This is a genomic window from Virgibacillus doumboii (genome assembly GCF_902806455.1).
Lineage (GTDB): Bacteria > Bacillota > Bacilli > Bacillales > Amphibacillaceae > Lentibacillus > Lentibacillus doumboii.
The window spans coordinates 1,879,623-1,904,055 of record NZ_CADCWQ010000001.1; the positions used below are offsets into that span (position 1 = coordinate 1,879,623).

Consider the following 24,433-nt stretch of genomic DNA (forward strand, 5'->3'; position numbering starts at 1 on the left):
ATACATGTAAAGGACTGTTCAAGCAAAAAATATCCCTGAATAATAAAGTTACTGAAATTGACATAAAAATAGTGCTGCACAAATGTGCAACACTTAATAAAATATATAAAAAATATTATCTCGGTTCTACAATTAACTTAATCGCAGTACGTTCTTCATCATCAATCATAATATCGGTAAATGCCGGAATACATATTAAATCAACCCCGCTTGGTGCTACAAATCCCCTTGCGATAGCTACTGCTTTCACAGCCTGATTTAATGCACCGGCTCCAATAGCCTGAATCTCCGCTGAACCCCGTTCTCTTAACACATTCGCGAGTGCACCTGCTACTGAATTTGGATTTGATTTTGCTGAAACCTTTAATACTTCCATTACTAGTACCTCCTTCATTTACTAATGTAGTTCTAATCCTACTATATTCTTGGAGATGTTAGCTTATTACCTTATTATGCATCAATAATTCAAAACATTCAAATAATCAAAACAAAAAAATTAAGAAATGGAGGGTCTGCTTTCGTATTGCCTCGTATCCGAAAGAGTTTTCATACAAAAGATATAAACTGCGACATAACATTCAATTGTTTAATACAACTTCATTTTTTGCAGTGTAGTGCTATGCGACCGCTCCGGCAGATTACTTCGCTTTCACACCTCCGGATACCAAGGCGACATCTGCTCAAAAAGTTCATTTTCACAGTGTCTTCTTAGCAGTGGGCACGGCCTCAGCCTCCTCAGAAGAAAATCACTTCTTGCGGTGTCTTCGGACTCGTGCTTCCCCACAGGAGTCTACGTAATCTGCCTCCGCTAATTCTGGTTTTCTAACTAAAAGTTGTGATATCAGCTATTTGTGTGGTTATTCGATACAATCCCAACCCAGCGGAGGAAATACACAGAGACTCCTGTGGGAGGAAAGGCCTAGGTGAGACCACCGGGTGCGTTAGCACGAAGAGGGCCGGGCAGCCGCCCACGGAAAGGAAGTGTATTTCCGGAGCGGTGTTACAGCACTCAAACTTTCTTTTCTAGACTACGTCGCATTTTATATCTATTATGAGGTTAAAAAATAAAAAATTTACGAAAACAGCCTCCGAGAATCAGCTAAAGAATGGATGATCGTCATTGATTAAAATTCGTTCAGCATTGGTTGCCTTTCCTGAATTATTATCAATTGTCACCAAAAAACCATTTAATTGTTTTCTTCCCTTTTTATCAATTTCAAAACGGACAGGTAAACTTGTGAGAAACTTTTTCAGTACTGCTTCTTTTTCCATTCCCAGAATAGAGTCGTAAGGTCCGGTCATTCCTACATCAGTTATATATGCCGTCCCATTGGGCAATATGCGTTCATCAGCGGTTTGTGTATGTGTATGAGTCCCTACCACCGCACTGACTCTGCCATCCAGGTACCAGCCCATCGCCTGTTTTTCACTTGTTGCCTCTGCATGGAAGTCCACAAAAATAATATTTGTTCGTTTTTTGGACTCTTCAATAAGTTCATCCATCTTACGGAAAGGGTCATCTATTGCCGGCAGGAAAGTACGTCCCTGAACATTAATAACAGCTACTTCTGTCCCGTTTACATTAGTAAAAGTAATTCCTTTTCCCGGCGTACCTTCCGGAAAATTAGCCGGTCGTATCATATTTTTGGCATCATCGATAAATTCAAAAATATCTTTTTTGTCCCAGGTATGGTTTCCCATTGTAATTGTCTGGGTGCCCCATTCAAGAAATTGTTTGTAAATCTTCTCGGTAATACCCTTTCCAGAAGCAGCATTTTCGCCATTTATTATCGTCATATGGGGACGATATTTTTCTTTTAATTTTGGTAAATATTCCTGAACCATATCTCTTCCCGGAGACCCGGCAACATCACCAATAAATAAAATTTTCATAATTGTTATCATCCTATCTGTTTATGTAAGGCTTTTTAATATTCACCGTGATAACCTTCAAAAAAGCCAGAATTAAGTAATATTAGTGTTTCACATTGACTTACCGTTGTAAAGTTTAAAAAGAGTAAAAGCGACCGATTGGTCACTTTTACTCTTTTACCTACTTCGCATATTCTACTGCTCGTGTTTCTCTGATTACCGTTACTTTTATATGACCCGGATAATCTAATTCGCCTTCAATCCGTTTCCGGATATCCCGTGCCACTCGAACAGAATCAATGTCATCGATTTCATCAGGTTTTACCATAATACGAATTTCTCTTCCAGCCTGGATGGCAAAGGATTTTTCTACCCCTGAAAACGACTCGGAAATCTCTTCCAGTTTTTCGAGACGCTTAATGTAGTTTTCCAACGTTTCACTTCTTGCTCCAGGTCTTGCAGCTGATAATGCATCTGCTGCAGTAACTAAAACTGAAATTATGGAAGTAGCTTCTTCATCACCGTGGTGAGAAGCTATAGCATTGATAACAACCTCATGTTCCTTATATTTGATTCCAAGTTCTTTACCAATTTCAACATGGCTTCCCTCTACTTCATGATCTATTGCTTTTCCTATGTCATGAAGTAAGCCAGCTCTTTTTGCAAGTGTTTCATCTTCACCTAATTCAGCAGCAAGCAATCCTGAAAGGTACGCAACCTCAGTGGAATGCTTTAACACATTTTGACCATAGCTTGTACGATATTTTAAGCGTCCAAGTATTTTAACCAGGTCTGGATGCAGTCCGTGTACTCCAACCTCGAATGTTGTTTCTTCTCCTACCTCACGAATATATTCATCAACCTCTCGTCTGGCTTTATCCACCATTTCCTCTATTCTTGCTGGGTGAATTCGGCCGTCCTGGACCAGTTTTTCCAGCGCCATACGAGCTGTTTCACGACGTATTGGATCGAAGCCTGATAAAATCACTGCTTCCGGTGTATCGTCAATTATCAGATCTATACCGGTTAACGTTTCCAGCGTTCGGATGTTCCGGCCTTCACGTCCGATAATACGTCCTTTCATTTCATCATTTGGAAGGTTTACAACAGATACAGTTGTTTCAGCAACGTGGTCTGCAGCACAACGCTGTAGGGCAAGTGAAAGAACACTTTTAGCTTTTTTATCAGCTTCTTCTTTCGCACGATTTTCGGCTTCTTTAATCATTAACGCTGATTCATGGCTAACCTCTTGTTCCACTCGCTCCAAAATAATCTGCCTTGCCTGATCAGTGGTGTATCCTGAAATTCGTTCAAGCTCCGTTTGCTGCTCCTGAATCATAGCTTCCACTTTGCTTTCCATTTCTTCAATTTGTTGTTGTTTTTCTGTTAGTGATTGTTCCTTTCTCTCTAACAAGAGTTCTCGCTTATCCAGCGTTTCACTTTTTCTGTCCAGATTTTCTTCTTTTTGCATCAGACGATTTTCTTGCTTCTGTACCTCTGTTCTACGTTCACGTAAGTCTTCTTCTGTCTGCTGACGAAGTTTATGATTTTCATCCTTCGCCTCAAGAAGCGCCTCTTTCTTAGCGGCATCTGCATTTCGATGTGCTTCATCTACTATTTGTTTAGCCAAATTTTCCGCACTGGAAATTTTAGCTTCAGCAATAGATTTACGAATCAGATAACCAACAACAATACCGACGATTAGGATAAAGGCAAGCAAAATGGAGATGATTAAGGGACTGTCCATGGTTTCACCTCCTATTGCTATAGAGTTGTACAATTCATTATTGTCGGCATGTACAATGTTCAATAATAAATAATAAAAATTGTATAATAAACTATAAAATTATACAATTTAATTTTAATTGTCTCAAATGCCAATGTCAAGGAATCGTAACAATTAATCATTTTCCTGAAAAAACAAATCCCTTGCCAGTTATTACCAGCAACGGATTTATCATTAAAATATTTTTTTATACATCTAAACTTCCTTGACTAGCTTGTTCCTGTTCTTCTGTTTCTTCTGGTGCATCATCCAAGCTGTAGTGCTGCCGGATTGCATCATGGATTTCAGCCATAGTAGCTTCATTTGCCTTCAGGAACTCTTTGGAATTTTCCCTGCCTTGTCCAAGTCTTTCCCCATTATAGGAATACCATGCACCGCTTTTTTCAACGATATCCAGATCAGAACCGATATCAAGTATTTCTCCTTCTTTAGAAATACCTTCTCCATACATAATATCAACTTCTGCCTTCTTGAAAGGCGGTGCCACCTTATTCTTAACTACTTTGATTCGTGTTTTATTACCTACCATATCATTTCCCTGTTTCAGCGTTTCGGCACGGCGGACCTCCAGCCTGACAGATGAATAGAATTTAAGTGCTCGTCCACCAGGAGTTGTTTCAGGGTTACCAAACATAACACCAACTTTTTCTCTGATTTGATTAATGAAAATAGCGGTTGTTTTGGATTTGTTAATTGCACCGGACAGCTTTCTTAATGCCTGGGACATCAAACGCGCCTGTAAACCTACGTGCGAATCTCCCATTTCTCCTTCTATTTCGGCTTTTGGTACCAAAGCAGCTACTGAGTCTACTACAATAATGTCGACTGCACCACTGCGTACCAATGCCTCAGCAATTTCAAGTGCCTGTTCACCAGTATCAGGCTGAGAAAGCAGCAATTCCTCAATATTCACACCAAGCGCACGGGCATATGTCGGATCCAGTGCATGCTCAGCATCGATAAATGCAGCCTGTCCACCCTGTTGCTGTGCTTCGGCAATTGCATGCAGTGCCACAGTTGTTTTACCTGATGATTCCGGACCATAAATTTCCACTACACGGCCCCTAGGGTATCCACCAATTCCTAAAGCTACATCCAATGCCAGCGAACCGCTTGGAATTGTAGCAATTCTTTGTCCCTCTTGTTCCCCAAGTTTCATAATGGAGCCTTTACCGAATTGCTTCTCAATTTGTTTTAACGCCATATCCAAAGCTTGTTTTCTATCACTCAACGAGGTTACCTCCTTTAATTAACTATATCCATCATACCTTGTTTTTAATGATTTGCCAAGACAAAAAACGAATAAATGTTCTCATTTTTACAGTGATTTATTTATGGAAAATACTTGTTTACTAGACAATAAGGATCGAAAAATTAGATTTTAAATAAATTGAAACGGCTTATTTTATCATTTTAGTAAATCTATTAAAATTTCAAATCCCTTTAAAACAGCTCTTTGGCGGACCATCTGACGGTCTCCTGGGAAAGTAAACTTTTTTACCAGTTTATTTTTCGGTCCATTAAACACAGCAATGTAGACCGTTCCCGCAGGATTTCCTTCAGAACTGTCCGGGCCTGCAACTCCTGTAAAGCTGATTCCTACATCTGCATCAAGGAGCCGGCAAATTTCTTCTGCCATTTCCTCCGCACATTCTTCACTTACCGTTCCAAAATTTTTAATTGTCTCTGCAGAAACATGTAATACATTTTCTTTTACCTTTGTATCGTAGCAAACCAGTCCACCCTTGCAGACTTGAGAGGCACCTTCAACAGATATAAGTTTTTCAGTAAACATACCTCCTGTTAAACTTTCAGCAGCAGCTATGTTTTTGTTATTATCTTTTAGCATGGAAAATACTTTTTCTTCCAATGTCTGCTCATCAGCACCATAATAATATTTTCCAACTTTAGAAAGAATTTGTCTTTTCGTCTGGTCGATTAAAGTATACGCCTCTTTATCCGTATCTGCTTTGGCGGTTACTCTGATGGCAACCCCTTCACTTTGTGCCAATGGAGCTATAGTAGGATTGCTTTGATTTTTTATTAGATCATTCAGCTCATCCTCAAGATGGGCTTCACCGATCCCAGCAAATCGCAGCATGGTTGATCTGATAACCGTATAATCACCACTTAGCCTCTGCAGATATGGGATTACCTGTTCTGACATCATCTGCTTCATTTCTCTGGGCACTCCGGGCAGGAAAATCCAGATTTTGTTTTGGTGCCGGACAATCATCCCAGGCGCCATTCCCACATTATTTTCAATCACATCAGCACCAGCAAATACACGTGCCTGTCTTCGGTTATTACGTGTCATCTTAGTTTTCCACTTATTAAAAAATTCTGTAATTTTTTCCATAGAAGGACCATGTTCGATGATATCGAGGAAGGTAATTTGCTGAAAAGCCTCTCTTGTCATATCATCTTCAGTTGGGCCCAATCCGCCAGTAACGATTATGACATCGGATCTGTTTGCAGCATGCTGAAACTGCTCCTTTACCCTGTTCAGATTGTCACCAACCACGGAATGATGAAATACATTAATTCCGACCGATGCCAGCTTTTCTGATATCCATTGAGCATTTGTATTCGAAATCTGTCCTAATAATAATTCGGTACCAACAGCAACAATTTCCGTACTAATTTGCTTCATTTCGAATCCCTCATAACATGCCAGTTTTTTACAAAATAATCGTAGCCTGATAAAACTGTAAAGAATAGTGCTACATACAACATAATAGCAGCGAAGGGAAAACCAATATAGGAAAATGGAAAATTATGAAGCAGTAATGCTGCTACCGCAACCATTTGGCTGGCTGTTTTTAATTTTCCCATACTTCCCGCTGCCAGGACAATTCCTTCCCCGGCTGCCACTAATCGTAATCCGGTTACTGCAAGTTCCCTGCTGATAATAAGAATGACCACCCAAGCTGGTGCCATTCCCAACTCAACTAATAAAATAAGTGCAGATGCTACAAGTAATTTATCAGCAAGCGGATCCAGAAATTTACCTAAATTAGATACAAGATTGTACTTCCTTGCGTAATGACCATCTATCCAGTCAGTTGCTGATGCCACAATAAATAACAATGCAGCAACAAAGTGGGAAACCGGCAATTCGGCATCTCCAATATCCCAACTGCCCCAATTAAACGGGACACTCATTAATATAATAAAAATCGGGATAAGACAAATGCGGGAAAGCGTAATTTTATTTGGTATATTCACAACTGTATCCTCCTACGGTATAAGACCCTTCCACATTGGGATTGGGAAGGGTCTTCATAAACTGTTATTATTCATTAGACGTATCACTTGATCTGTTAATATTAACCCAGAGATATTGATGAACTTCCTCCTCAGCATTAACAGGGTATTCCAGTGTGACACCGTCAATTGTTATATTCAGGCTAGGGGCACTCCCAACATTAAACCAAATACGGTCTTCTTCCTTGGATAAATTAAATTCAAGCGGCGAATCATCACTGGTAAACATCCCTGAAAACAAGGACTCACCATTACCATTTTCCACTTCAAGCCATGAATCACCTGTTGCTTCAATCGTAGCGGTTACTTCATCGCTCGCATTTTCGAGTGCCAAAGTTGATTCCGGACTGGATCCCGCACCCTCTTCAACCACGGTTAATTCAGGATCAGGTTGCTCCGGCTCCTGGGTATCCCCAGTTTGAGAATCAGTGTTTTCATCATTTGCTGTCCCTGAAGAGTCTTCATTGGAATCAGTATTGTTATCGCCGCTATTGTCATCTCCTGCCTGTCCATTATCCTGTTGACCGTCATCTCGACGGACAACTTCATTATCATCCTGTTGTTCAACAGGATCTGTATTATTCCCTGAATCTGAAACAGTTTGCTGAATAAAATACCATGCAGCAAAGAGTATACCTATAATCAACAGGACTACAATTACAGTAGGTATAAACGAAAATACAGCGGAGGTTTTTGACGGATTACTATCCTTACGTGACCGATGAATTTGAGTATATTGCGCAGTACTATCTTCCTCGGTTTGTGGAATCTCTTCCTTGTACTCCTCCAACAGTTCATTTGAATCGAGCCCAACCGCGTTTGCATATTCTTTAATAAATGCTCTGGCATAAAATTTACCAGGTAAAATATGGAAATCGCCTTTTTCAATCGCCTCAAGGTATCTTTTCTGTATTTTAGTTGTTTCCTGTAAGCTTTCCAGGGACAAACCTTTTGCTTCCCTGGCTTCCTTTAGCCTTGCTCCTATTTCCATAACTAACACCATCCATTTTTAGAAAACTTGGCTTGTCGCCAAGCATTAATGGCGAAAGCCTTAGTTGCACTTATGCAGTAAGAAAGTATTTTTACTTTCTTAACTGCTAAAAATCAAACATTGAAAAGCCGCTGTCCTGGTTGAATTGATTATTTTCAACTGTTTCATATGTAATTTCTTCGTCTTCGCTGTTGCGTAATTCAATTATATAGTCAAAATCATCCAATTTATATTCGGTCGTCTGTACGAACATATCAGGATGCTCCACCACTTTAACTGCAGGAAGCTGCATAATCTCCCGGATTAACTGCCAATGCTTTTCATTAGCCCGACGTGTAGAGACAATTCCATCAATGATGTACAAACTATCGCTGGAGTACTCATCTTGAATTAATTGGCTTCGGATGGTTTGCTTTAATAATGTACTTGAAACAAACAACCAACGTTTATTGGCACAAACACTGGCAGCTACAACTGATTCCGTTTTTCCTACCCGTGGCATTCCGCGGATCCCAATTAATTTATGACCCTCTTTCTTAAACAATTCTGCCATGAAATCAACTAATATACCTAATTCGTCACGGACAAAACGGAATGTCTTTCGGTCATCAATATCGCTATTTATATATCTGCCATGCCTTACTGCCAATTTGTCACGAAGCTTTGGCTTTCGTACTTTTTTAACAACTATTGTATCCATCGTTTGTAATATTGATTTTAATCGGGTAATCTGTTCGTCTTCTTTAGACAGTAACAGCATACCCCTTCTGGAATTTTCCAGACCATTTATCGATATAATATTAATGGAAAGCATTCCCAATAACGAAGAAATGTCCCCTAATAAACCAGGACGATTATATTGTATTTCATATTCAAGGTACCATTCTGTTTTTTCCATAATAAGCCCCTTTATATTCTGCTTATGTATATGGTAACGAAACATTTTCAATCTGTCTATATAACTATAATAAAGGATTTTATGTCCTGTGAAAAGAAGATTATGAAGATAAGTGGAATATATATGAAAAAATAAAGAAGCTGCATTCAATAAGTCAACTGCAGCTTCTTCATTCAAAATTAATGTTTATTGCGAATTCCCCTGATTTTGGACGAGTTTGACCATTGAATTGGCTATTGCGTGTCTTTCCTGATCGTCAGCGGCATTCCACAACTCTCTCAGCACAGCCTCTTCATTGTTTTTAGCTTCCGTACTTTGTGCTAAATAATTACCAACCTCATATGCCATATTCGAAACAGTTTGCTGGCTCATCCCCTGAGATTGCGCCTGCTCGAGTTTATTGGCCAGAAAACTCTTCCATGAATCAAAATTGTCAAGAACGGACATAACTATCTGCCTCCTTCAATTTTTTACATGTTTAGTATTTGAGTTTCCGGTGAGTTTATACATAGCTTTTTCTCAGGACCAGCCTCCTGTTACGTTAATAATTTCTCCTTGAATATAACTTGATTTTTCACTCATTAAAAAGCATACTGTATGTGCAACATCATCTACCGTTCCGACGCGGTTAATTGGTATATCTTTTGTTATCATTTCTTTTTCATCAGGCAGCAGATGCTGATTCATTTTCGTGTCAATAAATCCGGGGCTTACAGCATTTACAGAAATTCCAGATGGTGCAAGCTCTTTAGCCAGAGCTTTAACAAAACTGTTTTGTGCACCCTTTACCGACGAATATATCACTTCATTGCTTGAGCCGGATTCTCCCCAAATGGACGTGATAAAAATTATTTTTCCTTTTTTTTGCTGGATCATTCCGGGCAGCAAATATTTTGTAATCAGCCATGGTGCCTGCACATGAAGAGCAATCATTTCATCCATTATATTTTTTTCCGTATCCTGAAATATGCCGTAATGAGCCTTGCCACTTGCAAAAATTACAGCATCTACTGGAAAAACCAGTGAATGAAGTAACCTCTCCACTTCACGTTCCTGGCTTAAATCGGCCTGAATTTCGGATAAAATTGCTTCCTCATGAAGATTTAATCGGCTTTCATCAATTGCTTGTTTATTTTTATTATAGTGAAGGATCAGCCGATAGCCTTCTTTTGCCAGGCTTTCAGCTATAGCTGAACCAATATCACCACTGGCTCCAACCAGTAATACATTTTTCCCCATAAAATCCCCTACTCATTTACTATTTTACATACAGCTAAACGATCATCATTAATCCAATTTTGTACGAACGCATTAAAGTGCTCTTCCGTAAATGACTGGATTGCCGGAATCAGTTCAAATAAATCTACTCCGACCGAATGATAATGCATATATTTATTTGCAACAAACTCTAACGAATTCATCGCCCTTAATAATTGACCGATTTTCTTCTTTTTCATCCGCTCCATTTCCTCGGCGGTGAATGTTGCATTGTTAGTGGTCCTTAAAAGTTCCTGCACTTTTTCTATGAATTGATCAGGCTTATTCGTGTTACCGCCTATAAATGAATAGCCAAACGTTTTCTCCAAATTGGTTTCAAAATAAAAACTATCGTCGATTAGATTTTCCTCATATAACTGCTGGTAAAAGGGACCACCTTTGGAAAAGTAAAAATCCAACAACATGCTTTGCAGCAAATCTTTTTCCAAAAACTCCTGCCCGGTTAATTCTGCAGACGATTCCTTAATTCCAATGGTACACTTCGCAATCGAAACGGGCATATTTATTTTATTTTCTTTGATTGCAACTGCTTCCGGTTCCTGTGGGAATTCCCTTTGGATATCCTCCATCTTTTCAAAGTCTTTGGACGCCTGATTTTTTTCTATTAAATTCATCATTTGTTGAGCATCGAAATTCCCTGCAATAAACAGTGTCATGTTCTCAGGATGATAAAACGTATTATAGCATGTATATAAATCATCCTTGGTGATTGCATTTATCGAGTCAACCGTACCAGCTATATCAATCTTGACGGGATGGTTGTGAAACAGACTCCTTAGTGTCCCCATGAAAGATTGCCAGTCAGGCTGATCATTATACATTTCAATTTCCTGATCGATGATACCTTTTTCTTTCTCGACTGATTCCTCAGAAAAGTATGGATTCTGAACAAAATCAAGTAATGTTTCAACATTTTTTTCGATATGATTTGTAGCCGCAAATAAATATGCTGTCTTTGTGAAAGAAGTATACGCATTGGCGGATGCACCCTGTTTTCCAAAATCAGCAAATACATCACGATCTTCTTTCTCAAACATTTTATGTTCCAAAAAATGGGCAACACCTTCTGGAACCGTAATTTTTTCCGTACCATTTATCGGTACAAATGTTTGATCAATCGAACCATAATTTGTTGAAAAAATTCCGTATGTTTTGGCCATCTCAGGTTTTGGCAGCAAAAAAACGGTTAAGCCATTTTCAAGGTTTTGTTTATACAAAGTTTCTTTTATATCATCATATACCTGCTTATTCATCTGATTCGCCCCCTTTTTTCGTCAGTAAATAAATGGTATCCAATTCTATCTTATTAGCAACATCAACTACGCTGTTTTTATTAACCTTATTGATCCCTTCAATTAATTCTTCGGGCGATCGGTCTTTATCACCAACAACCTGTTGATACAATAGCTCAATCATTCCTTGTGGATTATCCATCGTTTCACGTAACTGATTTGTTATTAATTCCTTCGTATTGGCCATCTCATCTTCCGTGAATTCGCCTTTTTTCATCGATTCCATTTGCAGTTCAATTATTTCCCTCGCTTTTTCATAATCACTAGGTGCGATGCCGCTGAAAACGAGCATTAACCCTTTATGGCTTTCCACTCTCGAAGCAGCATAATAGGCAAGACTGTTCTTTTCACGGACATTAATAAATAATTTCGAGCTTGGAAACCCGCCGTATAACCCATTGAACACCTGCAACGCATAGTAATCATCATCCTGATAAATGGTATTTGTTCTGTAACCAAAGTGCAGTTTTGCCTGTTGGATGTTCTGAGTATCAATTACAACGTTCGATTGGTCCGGTTGTTTGTTTACATCGGAAACATTAGCCTTCGGAGACTGTCCACCTTTACGCTGAAACGTTGATGTCATTCTTTCTTTCATTGTTTCGGTGTCGAAATCGCCTAACACATATATATCCAGCTGATCCTCCTGCAAAGCGGTCTGATAATAAGTAAAAAGATTTTCAGCAGTAATCGAATCTAAATCTTCCTCATATCCGTGGACGTGCAAGTGGTACAGTTCATCACTGCACATTTCATCGATTAATCGCATATTGGCATAATTCATTTTATTATCAATCACAGAACTGATTTTTTGCCTTAACGTTTCTTTTTCTCTATCCACTGCCGACTTCCTGAATGAATCATTCGTATTGTCCGGATAAAAAATAACTTCTTTAAACAATGCAATAGCTTCATCAAGAATTTCAGATTCATCCGAAATAAATTTCTGATTTGCCATTTCCATCCGGAAACTGATTATGTGATTGTTCCCTTTCTTGGATCCATCCAGGGAAAGAACTGCTCCATATAAGCTATCCAGCTTCACTTGAATGTCACTTCTCTCTGGATAGGATCGTGTTCCCTGCTGCAGAACATAAGGAAGCAATGCACGTTTGGTAATAGTATCCTTCGATAATGGCGCTTTAAGCTTAGCTATTATCGTAATCGTTTTATACTTTTTGCTTGGAACAACATGAAGATTAATACCGTTCTCATGAACAACATTCTCGACTGTTGAATTCAATTGATAACCTCCCGAACTATGTAATTGTTTTTCTTCATATACCTATAGTGTTCTCATATGTATATAATTTTATAGCAAAAAAACCTGGGTTGCTATTAAAATAACAACTCCAGGTTTTTGACTCTAATCGCTCAATTCCGTTTATGAATTTAACGACTGCCTTTAATATAAGGCACACCGTTTGCTTTAGGTGCTTCGGCGCGGCCAATAAATCCGGCAAGTGCCAGGATTGTCAATACGTATGGAGCAATCAGCAGGAATACTTGAGGTACGTCTTCCAGTAATGGAACACCTGAACTGATAACACTCAGACTTTGTGCGAATCCAAAGAACAGTGCTGCTCCCATTGCACCGAGCGGATGCCATTTGCCGAAAATAACCGCGGCTAATGACATGAAACCCTGACCAACAATTGTAGCGTGAGAGAAGTTTAAGGCGATTGTTAAGGCAAACACTGAACCGCCTAAACCGCCAAATGCGCCGGATAAAATAACAGCTATATAACGCATTTTATAAACGTTAATTCCGTTTGTATCTGCTGCCATTGGATGCTCACCGACAGCACGCAGCCTCAGACCAAATGGTGTTTTGTATAATACATACCAGGCAACAAATGCAAGTACGATAGCTATATATGATGTAATGTAGATGTTTTGGAAAAAGATAGGGCCGATAACAGGGATATCACTTAAGATATTAATATCATTTGTATAAAAAGGCTCTGTAACCATGTCAGTCTGACCTTTTCCATACCATTGTTTTGTTAAAAAGACCCCTAATCCCAATGCAAGAAAGTTGATAGCTACACCGCTCACAACCTGATCAGCCCGGAATGAGACAGATGCTACGGCATGAATAATTGCAAATATGGCCGATACGACCATTGCTACCAATATTGAAATCCATGGTGTCCAGGCACCCAGTACATCGGCAAACGTTAAATTGAAAACGATACCGACAAATGCACCCATTACCATTAAGCCTTCTAAGCCAATATTTACTACACCTGATCGTTCACTGAATACTCCACCTAACGCCGTGAAAATAAGCGGCGCTGAAAAGAAAAGTGCGGGCGGAATAATTGATTGTAACAGTTCTACAAGCCCCATTTATTTCTCCTCCTTTTTAAAGCGAAGTATTGCCCATCTGATAATATAACTTGATGCTACAAAGAAAATAATTAACGCAATAATAATATCAACCAGTTCAGTTGGGACACCTGCAGCAGTTGGCATGTTTATTGCTCCTACTTTCAGTGCACCAAACAGTATTGCGGCAAAAACAACACCGATAGCCGTATTGGCACCCAACAGTGCAACAGCGATACCATCAAAACCAAGATTGGTAAACCCGGACATCACCGAGATTGATCCGTATGTTCCCAGCCCTTCCATAGCTCCTGCCAATCCGGCAAATGCACCTGCAATTACCATGGAAAGAACAATATTTTTGCTGACATTCATACCTGCATATTTTGATGCATGCTGGTTAAAGCCAACAGATTTCAGCTCGTATCCAATTGATGTACGCTGAATAATAAACCACATTACAAAAGCGGCTAACAATGCAATCAATATTCCGTAGTGCATTCGTGAAAAATAAGTTAATGTTTGAAGCCATTCTGATGCGAGCGATGCTGATCCTGGAATTGTCTCAGTGGAACTCAGATTATCCGTCAGAACACTTCTTATAACTTCGTTTGTAACGTATAAAGCAATATAGTTCATCATAATAGTAACAATAACTTCATGAACACCAAGTTTTGCTTTTAATATACCAGGGATAAAACCCCATAACGCACCAGCTGCCCCAGCAGCCAGAACTGCCAGTGGTAAATGGATAATCATTGGTGCATCTACAGCCAATCCAACCCAGACTGAAGCAAGCCATCCGACAATAACCTGACCTTCAGCTCCGATATTGAACAATCCCGAACGGAATGCAAATGCTACCGCCAGACCAGTCAGTATATATGGTGTTATCTGTCTTACTGTTTCACCAAAGTAGTACAAATCACCAAAAGCACCAGCCCATAAAGCACCATATCCAGCAATTGGATTATATCCAAAAATAAGCATGATAATTGCTCCGGCAATTAAACCAAGTAAAACAGAAACAATTGGTATTAATAAATTTAATAATCTGTTAGACATCTTCGTTTTCACCTGCCTCTTCTTTGTTACTGCCTGCCATCAACAGACCAAGTTCTTGCTCATTCGTTTCTGCAGGTTTAACGTTCGCCACAATTTGACCGTCAAACATTACCGCAATACGGTCACTTACATCCAATATTTCATCAAGCTCAAATGAAACCAATAGTACGGCCTTACCTTTATCCCGTTCTTCTATCAGCTTTTTATGGATAAATTCAATTGCCCCAACATCCAGTCCTCTTGTGGGCTGAGCAGCAATTAATAAATCGGGTGACCGATCAACTTCACGGGCAATGATTGCTTTTTGCTGGTTACCACCAGAAAGTGCTCTTGCTTTTGTATATTCATCTGGAGTACGCACATCGTATTCTTCAATTAAACTTTTAGCCTTTTTGTAAATTTCTTTAAAGTTCAGTATTTTGGCTTTAGAATAGGGCTTTTTGTAATATGTTTGCAATACCATGTTTTCGCCAATTGGAAAATCCAAAACCAATCCGTATTTTTGACGATCCTGTGGAATGTGCCCTACACCGTTTTCCGTTACTTTTCGCGGCTTAAAATTAGTTATATTTTTATCATTAATTTTAATAGAACCTGATTGAGATTTACGCAATCCGGTAATCGCTTCAATTAACTCAGTCTGCCCATTTCCGTCAACACCGGCTATACCAACAATCTCCCCTGCACGAACATCCAGGTTCAAACCTTTAACGATATTGACCTTACGTGTATCTTCTACATTCAAATCAGAAATTTGTAACACAGTTTCTTTTGGATTTGCTTCTTCTTTCTCCGTTTTAAAACTGATTTCTCTACCTACCATCAGAGAAGCAAGTTCTGTAACGTTTGTATCTTTAACATTAACAGTCTCAATCCCTTTACCTTTACGAATAACCGTGCACCGGTCACATACCTGCATAATTTCTTTTAATTTGTGTGTAATTAAAATAATAGATTTTCCTTCTCGAATTAAGGAATTCATAATTTCAATAAGTTCTTTGATTTCCTGTGGTGTTAAGACAGCAGTCGGTTCATCAAATATAAGAACATTGGCCCCGCGGTACAACGTTTTCAAAATTTCCACACGTTGCTGCATGCCTACAGAAATATCACGAATTTTTGCAGCAGGGTCCACATTAAGTCCATAACGATCAGAAAGCTCCTGCACTTCCTTTTCTGCATCCTTTAAATTTATTTTTCCACCACTTGTTGGTTCACTGCCAAGAATAATATTTTCGGTGACGGTGTATGTATCGACCAGCATGAAGTGCTGATGTACCATTCCAATTCCAAGATCATTGGCAATGTTTGGGTCTGTAATATTTACTTTTTTGCCCTCAACACGAATTTCGCCTTTTTCAGGCTGGTACAATCCGAATAGAACATTCATTAAAGTGGACTTCCCCGCACCATTTTCCCCTAATAATGCATGTATTTCCTGCTTTTTAACCTGAATAGTTATGTCATCATTTGCCACAACCCCAGGGAATTCCTTACGTATGTTAAGCATTTCTATAACATAATCCGTTTCGTTCAAACCATATCACTCCTTCAAAACTGTATCCGTATTTTTGAAACATCACCAAATGAAAAGGGCAGGAAGAATTCTCTTCATTTGATGATTTTCATTAACGCATACAAGGATGAAAAAGGCTGGGTTATCCAGCCTTTTTCAGCATCCAATTTAGAGGTTATTTACGAACTTCTCTGTTTCTTCACGAGTTTTCGGAACCTCAACTTCACCATTTATAATTTTTTCTTTCCAGTCTTCAATAGCTGTAACAATATCATCTGTTAATGCTTCTTCATTTGTTTTAGCTGCACTTACTCCTCCATCTTCCAAACCGTAAACTACATTTTCCCCACCAGGAAATTCGCCGTTCATTGCCTTATTGGAAAGATCCTGTACAGAAATATCAACACGTTTTACCATGGAAGTAAGCGTAACATTATGATCACCGATTTGGCCTTCTTCATACTGGTCACGGTCAACACCGATTACCCAGACGTCTTTTTCAGGATTATTTTTCTTAATATCTTTTGCTTGTGCAAATACGCCATTTCCTGTTGCACCTGATGCGTGATAGATAACATCAATACCACTATTATACATCTCAGTAGCAATAAGTTTACCTTTGTCAGCAGCTGCAAAGGATTCAGCATATTGAACTTCTACATCAATTTCAGGATTAACGGATTTTACACCAGCAATAAATCCGGATTCAAATTTGTTGATTAATGGTGAGTCAACACCACCAACGAAACCTACTTTATTTGATTTTGTCTTTTTAGCAGCTGCAACCCCTACCAAAAATGAACCTTGATGTTCTTTGAATGTAATACTTGCTACATTTGGAGCATCTACAACGTCATCAACGATAGCAAAATGCGTATCTGGAAATTGTCCGGAAACTTTTTTAATTGCATCGTGTAACTTAAATCCAATACCAAATACCAGATTATAGTCTGCTTTAACCAGACGAGTCAGGTTTGGCATGTAATCGGATTTATCATTTGATTGGGCATAGTCAAAACCTTGACCTTTAGAAAGACCATGCTCGTCACCCCAGGCTTGTAAACCTTCCCATGCTGACTGGTTAAATGATTTATCATCTACACCGCCAACATCAGTTACCATTGCAGCACTGAAATCTGTGCTTTCACTGCTTTCATTACTGCCTTCGTCTCCACCAGAGCCTTCATTTCCACTGTTTTCTTCTCCAGAACCGCCACCACATGCAGCAAGAATCAAACCAAGAGAAAATAATAATGCAAGTAAAATAAACTTACGATTCTTCAAAATAAGAACCCCCTATTTTTAATTAATTTAAGTATAGCAAAATGGTAAAGCACAGTGATTTATCCTGCAATCACCTCCCTAAATAGAGTCATATGAAATCCCTTACAAACGCTTTCTTAAAACATGAAAACTGAATACATCTGATCTGAAGTAATTAGCCGAGTATAAAATTGGTTCATCTTCATCCGTGTAATGCATCTGCTTTAATAATAGTAATGACTGATCAGGATCACATTTTAAAACTTCATAAATCCGATCATGATAACTGATAGGTTCAATGTATGTAACTGCATAAGAAATCCGTTTGCCTGAATATTCCTCCAGTAGCTTAAATAGAGAATCTTCATTATGAATTTGATCCAATGGTACTAAACCATCCGGGACTTTATCAATGCAAAAAACAACCGGATTATTGTCAGCTGTTCGAACACGCTCAATTTTTGCCAGTGTATTAATTTCTTCAGGCATATACTTCAGCCGTTCTTCTTCGGTTGGTTCAACAAATTCAGTTGATAAAAATTGGGAACCTGGAACCTTTCCGGATTGTTCAATCATATATGTAACACTATTCAGCTGTTCAATACCCGAAGAAAAGATAGGTTTCGGATTTACAAATGTCCCTACACCATGCCGTCGAATCACTACGTTTTCTTCTTCCAGTATGCGCAATGCTTCTCTTAAGGTTGCACGGGAAACGCCAAGTTGTTTTGACAGTTGGAATTCAGATGGGAGTTTTTGCTTTGTCTTATATGTACCATTTTCGATGTCCCGTTTTATCTCATCAATAACCTGTAAGTATAAGTGACGAGAATCAATCCGAATCGACATGATGCCCCCCCTTAATCTTCAATTTTCGTCATAGACATCTGACATCTGACGTATGACTCTTTTGTCCGACATAAATATAACACTTTTACAAGAATAAATAAATAGATATAGGGAAATTCTCACGAAAAAACTAATGAAAATAGTTCGAAAGTCGAAGTTGTTATTCTTACAAAACATAGAATCTGGGGAAAAACAGCAACTGGTAATACTAAAGACGCTCAATGCATAAATAAGCGGAGGAAATATACGTAGACTCCTGCGGGATGAAAGGCCTAGGTGAGACCCCGCAGCGCGGTAGCGCCAGGGGGCTCAACAGTCGCCCGCGGAAAGCGAAGTATATTTCCGGAGCGGTTATATGCACCATTTTCCAGTTAGTTCGGATTTTTTTGGTAAAACACTTTTGTTGCAGCCACTAGTTTGTGTTCCTCAGGAAGACTTCTCTTCACTGGGCTGTGAAACTAGTACATTACGAGGTTTACTCCCCTCATAAGGCCCTACTATACCTCTGTCTTCCATAGCATCGATTAATCGGGCAGCTCTTGTATACCCAATGCGGAACCTTCGCTGCAGCATGGATACACTTGCGCTTTGCATTTCTGTTATTAATTGTACTGCATCATCATATAATTCATCATCCACATCTGATGTTACTTCACTGGTTTCTTCCGGTATCATCTCTTCCTGATACGTTGCTTTTTGCTGATCAATACAATGGTCAACAATCCGTTCAACCTCTTCATCAGATAAAAAAGCTCCCTGTACTCGTGTTGGTTTAGAAGAACCCACTGGCATAAACAGCATATCACCGCGACCTAACAGTTTCTCTGCACCACCGGAATCCAATATTGTACGTGAATCAGTCTGTGAAGATACACTGAACGCAATACGTGATGGAATATTCGCTTTAATAACACCCGTTATGACATCTACTGATGGACGTTGCGTAGCGATTATCAAATGTATCCCGGCTGCCCGGGCCATTTGCGCCAATCGTGTAATCGCATCCTCAACATCACTTGAAGCAACCATCATCAGGTCTGCCAACTCATCAACCAGTACTACAATATAAGGAAGGTTTGGCTGCTTTTCTTCCTCTTCCACTGTCTGATTGTACTTGCGGATGTATTCATTATACCCTTCGATATTGCGTGTCCCGGTATCAGAAAACAGTTCATACCTTCTTTCCATTTCCGCAACTACTTTTTTGAGCGCCCTTGATGCCTTTTTCGGGTCTGTAACAACTGGTGCCAGTAAGTGCGGAATACCGTTGTATACATTCAGTTCAACTTTCTTTGGATCAATCATCATCATTTTTACTTCATGTGGTTTGGCACGCATTAATATTGTCGTAATAATACCATTTACACAAACACTTTTACCGCTTCCTGTTGCACCGGCAATAAGCAAGTGCGGCATTTTATTCAGTTCCGATACTACAGCATCTCCGGAAATATCTCTTCCAAGTGCAAACAATAGTTTGGAAGATTTACTAAAGCTGCTATCCAGTACTTCACGTAACGAAACCATAGCTATTTCCTGATTCGGAACTTCAATGCCTACCGCAGATTTACCAGGTATAGGCGCTTCGATACGAATATCCTTAGCCGCCAGCGCCAGGGCCAGATCATCATGCAGATTAACAATTTTGCTAACCTTTACACCCGCTTCAGGATATACCTCATATTTTGTGACTGCCGGACCAACATGGACTTTGGTAACTCTTGCTTTTACTCCAAAACTATTAAACGTCCTCTCCAATTTTCGGACTGTAGCCTGGATATATGATTTCTCATGCTGCTGTGAACTTTGCGATGGTTCAGCAAGCAAACCTGGAGCTGGTAATTCATATTCATGGTTTTCCGCTTCCGTCATCGGCAATGGTGCATCATTGTTATCGATCACTTCGGAGTCGGTATTATCCTCATTTTCACCGGACGGCTCAGTCGACTTCTCAGGTTCGAATGAATACGCAACATCTGTGAAGTCCTGGATAACAGGTTCACCAGGATCATTGTCCGGCTCCGGATCAGGGACTGAAGCCACCTCATAGCCCTCTTCATCGTCAGTGATTTGTTTATTAAGACGTGACTCTCTCCACTTATTTCTAAGATTTTTAATAGATTCCGAAATTCGTTTAGTCCATTTTGAAAAGAAGTCTCCCAACGAAAACTCTGTTATAAAAATAAAGCCGATTATGATGGAAAAAACGGAAACTATCTTCGCACCAACTGAGGAAAATAAGAAATAGCAAAACGCGAATAGAATTGCTCCAATCATACCTCCACCGGTTTGTACAACACTGCCGCTGCCATCTACATAAGCAAAAAAGTTATCCCATGTAGCCTTTAAAATCGAAGTTTCCTCTGAAACTATCAGCAATCTTTCATATGTCTGGATATGTGTTAACAGTAAAACACCAACAAAAATGATATAAAACCCAATCAATTTTTTATGAAAAAAATAGGGGTAACGTCGTTTCACCATCAAAATGATCCCGGTAACAAGGAGGAATATCGAAGCTATAAAATACCAGATTCCCAGAAAGAAACGGAAAATATGTTCAAGACCACCCGGAATAGCTCCATCACTAATCGCACTTGCACCACTTCCGAAAATAGCCAAAAATATAAAAAGTAATCCCAATAATTCATATTTCACTTGCTTTTTAAGTTGATTTTTCTTTTTTCTTCTCTTTTTCTTTGCCAAAACTATCACCTCAATTAAAATAGGCAATTATTTATGATATTGAACAGTAAACCCTTGCCATTTTTGGCAAGGGTCGACGTTGCAGTGCTAATCAACTCTATTATAGCACAGATTATGCTAATAGCTTAAGAATTACCGTAAAATAGTTCCAGGGTTGTAGTCACTATTTAAAAAATCCTGTGGATCGGTGGATAATAATTGAAGCAGTTGGTATTTCCCATCCTCTGTTTCCTCGACAAACATGTCCTTTCCCTGATAAGTAACACAATGACGATTGGTGAAATCCTTATCGGAACCAGGAAAAATATCCGTTTCTGAGAGTGGTGTATATAAAATCATTGAATCACCTGATCTTCCGGCCCTTTGTTAGCCTTAATTAATTCATTTACTTTTTCCATTGCTTCTTTCACACCGCCGACTCCATCAATTAAACCATATTTAACTGCATCATCGCCGATAACGTTGGTTCCAATATCACGAGTAAGGTTACCTTTGGCAAACATGAGCTCTTTAAATTTTTCTTCTTTGACATTGGAATGATGGATTACAAAATCAATTACCCTTTCCTGCATTTTATCCAAATATTCAAAGGTCTGTGGTACACCAATAACAAGTCCGGTTAAACGTATCGGGTGAATGGTCATCGTAGCGGTGGGGGCTATATAGGAATAATCTGTTGCTACAGCGATAGGAACACCGATTGAATGACCCCCGCCTAAAACAATTGATACTGTTGGTTTTGAGATGGATGCAATCATTTCGGACAAAGCAAGACCAGCTTCCACGTCACCACCAACGGTATTTAAGAGGACAACCAGACCCTCTATCTTAGGGTTTTGTTCAATGGCTATTAATTGCGGCAGTAAATGCTCATATTTTGTTGTTTTATTCTGCGGCGGCAATTGCACATGTCCTTCAACTTGTCCGATGATGGACAAAACATGTATGTTGGAGTCGGGAGCTTGCGGTACATTTGATTGACCTAATTGCTGGATCTTTTGCACCAGCGAGGAAGCATTAGCCTGATCTCCCTGATTCTGACCATCTTTTTTTGACGGTTCTTTTTCCATGTATGGACACTCCTTCTCAATATAATAGTACGTATAAATATAGTATGGACGAAGAAGGAGTGCACCATGCAGAAAAAAGAAAAATATCGGCAGTTTCAGCCGATATTTCCTTACACCTCAATTAATTTTTTCAACGTTTGTTCTTCAGATTCTGTAAGTGGTATTAACGGCAAACGAACACTGCCAACATCAATACCTTTTATATTTAGTGCTGCTTTTACAGGTGTAGGTGAAGGTGCAGCAAATAGACCATTCATAACCGGTAATAATTTACGGTGTTTTGCTGCAGCATCTTTTACATTTCCCGCTTGATATGCATTAACCATATCCTGCATTGCATTGCCGACAATGTGTGATGCGACTGATACTACTCCATTTGCTCCAACCGAGAGCAGCGGCAATGTCATCCCATCATCACCACTATACAAACTGAAATCGTCGCTTGTTTTTTCGATGATCTCAGATACCTGATCCAAATCTCCGGTTGCTTCTTTCACAGAGACGATATTCTCCATCTTACTTAGCCGAATAATCGTGTCTGCATCCATTTTAACGACTGATCGGCCTGGAATATTATATAACATCACCGGAAGTTTTGTTTCACTCGCAATTGTTGAAAAGTGCTGAAAGAGCCCTTCCTGATTTGGCTTATTATAATATGGTGCAACAAGCATCACACCATCAACTCCACACGCTTCCGCTTCTTTTGTCAATGAAACGGAAGCGGCAGTATTATTGCTGCCGGTTCCAGCTATAACCGGAACTCGATTATTCACAGTCTTTACCGTGTGTTTGAAAAGAGCGATTTTTTCATCTGTTGTCAGTGTAGGGGATTCACCTGTTGTTCCGGCAATAACCAATCCTTCACTTCCATTTTCAAGCAAGTGCTCGATTAGTTTTGTTGTCTGGTCGAAGTCAATCTTACCACTTGAGTCGAATGGTGTTACCATTGCCGTAAGTATATTGCCAAAATGCATAATATTACACCTTTCTATATTGAAATAATTAATCAAACCAGCTCATTGGCATTGCTTAATTCAAAGACATCATGCAAGGCATTTACAGCTGTTCTTAAATCTTTTTCATGAATAAGCACCCAAATAGTTGTATGACTGTCAGCCGATTGCAAAATTTGTACACCGGCGTTCGTTAACGACTGCACGATCCTTGATGCTACCCCCGGAACACCTGTCATTCCAGCACCGACAGCCGATACTTTTGCACAGTTTTCTGTGATTTCGGGATGAAAACCTAACGTTTCCAGGATTTCTACAGCCTTTTGCGTGTGTGCTTCAGGAACTGTATAAATAACCCCTGTTGGAGAAATATTTATAAAGTCCACTGAAATCCCTGCTTCAGCCATTGCTTTAAAAACGTCGGATTGCAGCCTGTGTGTCTCCTCTTTCGTTTGAATTCTTATCTGCGTTATCGATGACATGTGTGCTATTCCGGTAATAAGCCGATCCGGAATATCCTTTCCTATTTCCTGTATTCTTGATGTTGTCACAAGCGTTCCTTCATCCTGCATATAGGTTGACCGTACGCGCATCGGTATCTTTGCCTGCATGGCAATCTCCACAGCACGGGGGTGGATTACCTTTGCCCCTTGATAGGCCAAATTACAAATTTCCGTATATGTTACAATATCCAGAGGTCTGGCACTGGACACTACACGCGGGTCGGCAGTCATTATCCCATTTACATCCGTAAAAATTTCAATACGGTCAGCCTGCAGTGCAGCACCGAGGGCAGCAGCTGTTGTGTCACTGCCGCCTCGGCCAATGGTAGTTATTTCACCTGCAGCAGTTTGACCTTGAAAACCTGCCACTACAATAACATCATTTTGTTTAAATTCATTTTCAATCCGATCTGTTTTTACCTCTTGTATTTTTGCCTGATTAAAATCATCGTTTGTAATAAAACCGGCTTGAGCACCTGTTAATGCTACAGCGTTTATGTGATGTTTCTTCAGTTCATTGGATAATACGACCGATGCAATTGTTTCACCACACGACATTAATAAATCAAGCTCACGATTGGAGTTGTAATTTCCGGGATATCCTATAAGGTCCAATAATGTGTCTGTTGCATATGGATCCGGTTTACGCCCTAATGCAGATACAACGACTACCAATTTGTAATCTTTCATTAATGCATCTTTTATATGCCGGATAACATGATTTCTATTTTCTTCTGTCTGAACTGAAGTACCACCAAATTTTTGAACTAATATCTGCATTTTGTCACCT

At 39.4% G+C, this 24,433-nt stretch carries 22 protein-coding genes; all 22 read right to left on the minus strand.

Annotated features, from left to right (window positions below; genetic code table 11):
• Window positions 1-115: 115 nt before the first annotated feature.
• Window positions 116-376 carry a stage V sporulation protein S gene (locus tag G6R02_RS09160; RefSeq protein WP_164668926.1) on the minus strand — a complete coding sequence of 87 codons (261 nt, stop codon included), beginning with the start codon at window positions 374-376 and terminating at the stop codon, window positions 116-118.
• 719 nt (window positions 377-1,095) lie between these two features.
• The gene (locus G6R02_RS09165; protein WP_164668927.1) at window positions 1,096-1,893 is read right to left on the minus strand and encodes a TIGR00282 family metallophosphoesterase; all 798 of its coding nucleotides are present in this window, start codon (window positions 1,891-1,893) and stop codon (window positions 1,096-1,098) included.
• Window positions 1,894-2,053: 160 nt separating this feature from the next.
• On the minus strand, window positions 2,054-3,619 hold the full coding sequence (rny, locus tag G6R02_RS09170) for a ribonuclease Y (RefSeq protein ID WP_164668928.1): 1,566 nt from the start codon (window positions 3,617-3,619) through the stop codon (window positions 2,054-2,056).
• 226 nt (window positions 3,620-3,845) lie between these two features.
• Entirely contained in the window at window positions 3,846-4,889 is a 1,044-nt protein-coding gene (gene recA / locus G6R02_RS09175) for a recombinase RecA (protein ID WP_164668929.1), read from the minus strand.
• A gap of 177 nt (window positions 4,890-5,066) precedes the next feature.
• On the minus strand, window positions 5,067-6,311 hold the full coding sequence (locus G6R02_RS09180; RefSeq protein ID WP_164668930.1) for a competence/damage-inducible protein A: 1,245 nt from the start codon (window positions 6,309-6,311) through the stop codon (window positions 5,067-5,069).
• Window positions 6,308-6,886 carry a CDP-diacylglycerol--glycerol-3-phosphate 3-phosphatidyltransferase gene (pgsA, locus tag G6R02_RS09185; RefSeq protein ID WP_164668931.1) on the minus strand — a complete coding sequence of 193 codons (579 nt, stop codon included), beginning with the start codon at window positions 6,884-6,886 and terminating at the stop codon, window positions 6,308-6,310. The genes G6R02_RS09180 and pgsA overlap by 4 nt, the downstream gene beginning before the upstream one ends.
• A 67-nt stretch (window positions 6,887-6,953) precedes the next feature.
• On the minus strand, window positions 6,954-7,916 hold the full coding sequence (locus G6R02_RS09190) for a helix-turn-helix domain-containing protein (RefSeq protein ID WP_164668932.1): 963 nt from the start codon (window positions 7,914-7,916) through the stop codon (window positions 6,954-6,956).
• A gap of 106 nt (window positions 7,917-8,022) precedes the next feature.
• Window positions 8,023-8,814 carry a DUF3388 domain-containing protein gene (locus tag G6R02_RS09195; RefSeq protein ID WP_164668933.1) on the minus strand — a complete coding sequence of 264 codons (792 nt, stop codon included), beginning with the start codon at window positions 8,812-8,814 and terminating at the stop codon, window positions 8,023-8,025.
• A 186-nt stretch (window positions 8,815-9,000) separates the two neighbouring features.
• Window positions 9,001-9,261, minus strand: a complete 261-nt coding sequence (locus G6R02_RS09200) for a DUF3243 domain-containing protein (RefSeq protein WP_164668934.1) — start codon at window positions 9,259-9,261, stop codon at window positions 9,001-9,003.
• 72 nt (window positions 9,262-9,333) lie between these two features.
• Complete coding sequence (gene ymfI, locus G6R02_RS09205) at window positions 9,334-10,053, minus strand: elongation factor P 5-aminopentanone reductase (RefSeq protein WP_164668935.1); 720 nt, start codon at window positions 10,051-10,053, stop codon at window positions 9,334-9,336.
• Window positions 10,054-10,061: 8 nt separating this feature from the next.
• A complete protein-coding gene (gene yfmH, locus G6R02_RS09210) occupies window positions 10,062-11,345 on the minus strand; it encodes an EF-P 5-aminopentanol modification-associated protein YfmH (RefSeq protein WP_164668936.1) in 1,284 nt (427 codons plus the stop codon).
• On the minus strand, window positions 11,338-12,627 hold the full coding sequence (yfmF, locus tag G6R02_RS09215) for an EF-P 5-aminopentanol modification-associated protein YfmF (protein ID WP_164668937.1): 1,290 nt from the start codon (window positions 12,625-12,627) through the stop codon (window positions 11,338-11,340). The genes yfmH and yfmF overlap by 8 nt, the downstream gene beginning before the upstream one ends.
• A 149-nt stretch (window positions 12,628-12,776) precedes the next feature.
• A complete protein-coding gene (locus G6R02_RS09220; protein WP_164668938.1) occupies window positions 12,777-13,736 on the minus strand; it encodes an ABC transporter permease in 960 nt (319 codons plus the stop codon).
• On the minus strand, window positions 13,737-14,780 hold the full coding sequence (locus G6R02_RS09225; protein WP_164668939.1) for an ABC transporter permease: 1,044 nt from the start codon (window positions 14,778-14,780) through the stop codon (window positions 13,737-13,739).
• Window positions 14,773-16,290 carry an ABC transporter ATP-binding protein gene (locus G6R02_RS09230; protein ID WP_164670360.1) on the minus strand — a complete coding sequence of 506 codons (1,518 nt, stop codon included), beginning with the start codon at window positions 16,288-16,290 and terminating at the stop codon, window positions 14,773-14,775. Before G6R02_RS09230 ends, G6R02_RS09225 begins: the two co-directional genes overlap by 8 nt.
• A 174-nt stretch (window positions 16,291-16,464) precedes the next feature.
• Window positions 16,465-17,580, minus strand: coding sequence for a BMP family lipoprotein (locus tag G6R02_RS09235; protein ID WP_164668940.1), 1,116 nt, complete (start codon window positions 17,578-17,580; stop codon window positions 16,465-16,467).
• 102 nt (window positions 17,581-17,682) lie between these two features.
• A complete protein-coding gene (locus tag G6R02_RS09240) occupies window positions 17,683-18,408 on the minus strand; it encodes a GntR family transcriptional regulator (protein ID WP_164668941.1) in 726 nt (241 codons plus the stop codon).
• A 426-nt stretch (window positions 18,409-18,834) separates the two neighbouring features.
• Window positions 18,835-21,114: a DNA translocase FtsK gene (locus G6R02_RS09245; RefSeq protein WP_164668942.1), complete on the minus strand. Its 2,280-nt coding sequence runs from the start codon at window positions 21,112-21,114 to the stop codon at window positions 18,835-18,837.
• Between the two features lie 132 nt (window positions 21,115-21,246).
• Window positions 21,247-21,453 (minus strand): YlzJ-like family protein, encoded by a 207-nt coding sequence (locus G6R02_RS09250; RefSeq protein ID WP_205520092.1) that lies wholly within the window; start codon window positions 21,451-21,453, stop codon window positions 21,247-21,249.
• A complete protein-coding gene (locus G6R02_RS09255; protein WP_164668943.1) occupies window positions 21,450-22,184 on the minus strand; it encodes a ClpP family protease in 735 nt (244 codons plus the stop codon). Before G6R02_RS09255 ends, G6R02_RS09250 begins: the two co-directional genes overlap by 4 nt.
• Before the next feature lie 110 nt (window positions 22,185-22,294).
• Window positions 22,295-23,161 (minus strand): 4-hydroxy-tetrahydrodipicolinate synthase, encoded by an 867-nt coding sequence (gene dapA / locus G6R02_RS09260; RefSeq protein ID WP_205520095.1) that lies wholly within the window; start codon window positions 23,159-23,161, stop codon window positions 22,295-22,297.
• A gap of 32 nt (window positions 23,162-23,193) precedes the next feature.
• Entirely contained in the window at window positions 23,194-24,423 is a 1,230-nt protein-coding gene (dapG, locus tag G6R02_RS09265) for an aspartate kinase (RefSeq protein WP_164668944.1), read from the minus strand.
• Between the last annotated feature and the right edge of the window lie 10 nt (window positions 24,424-24,433).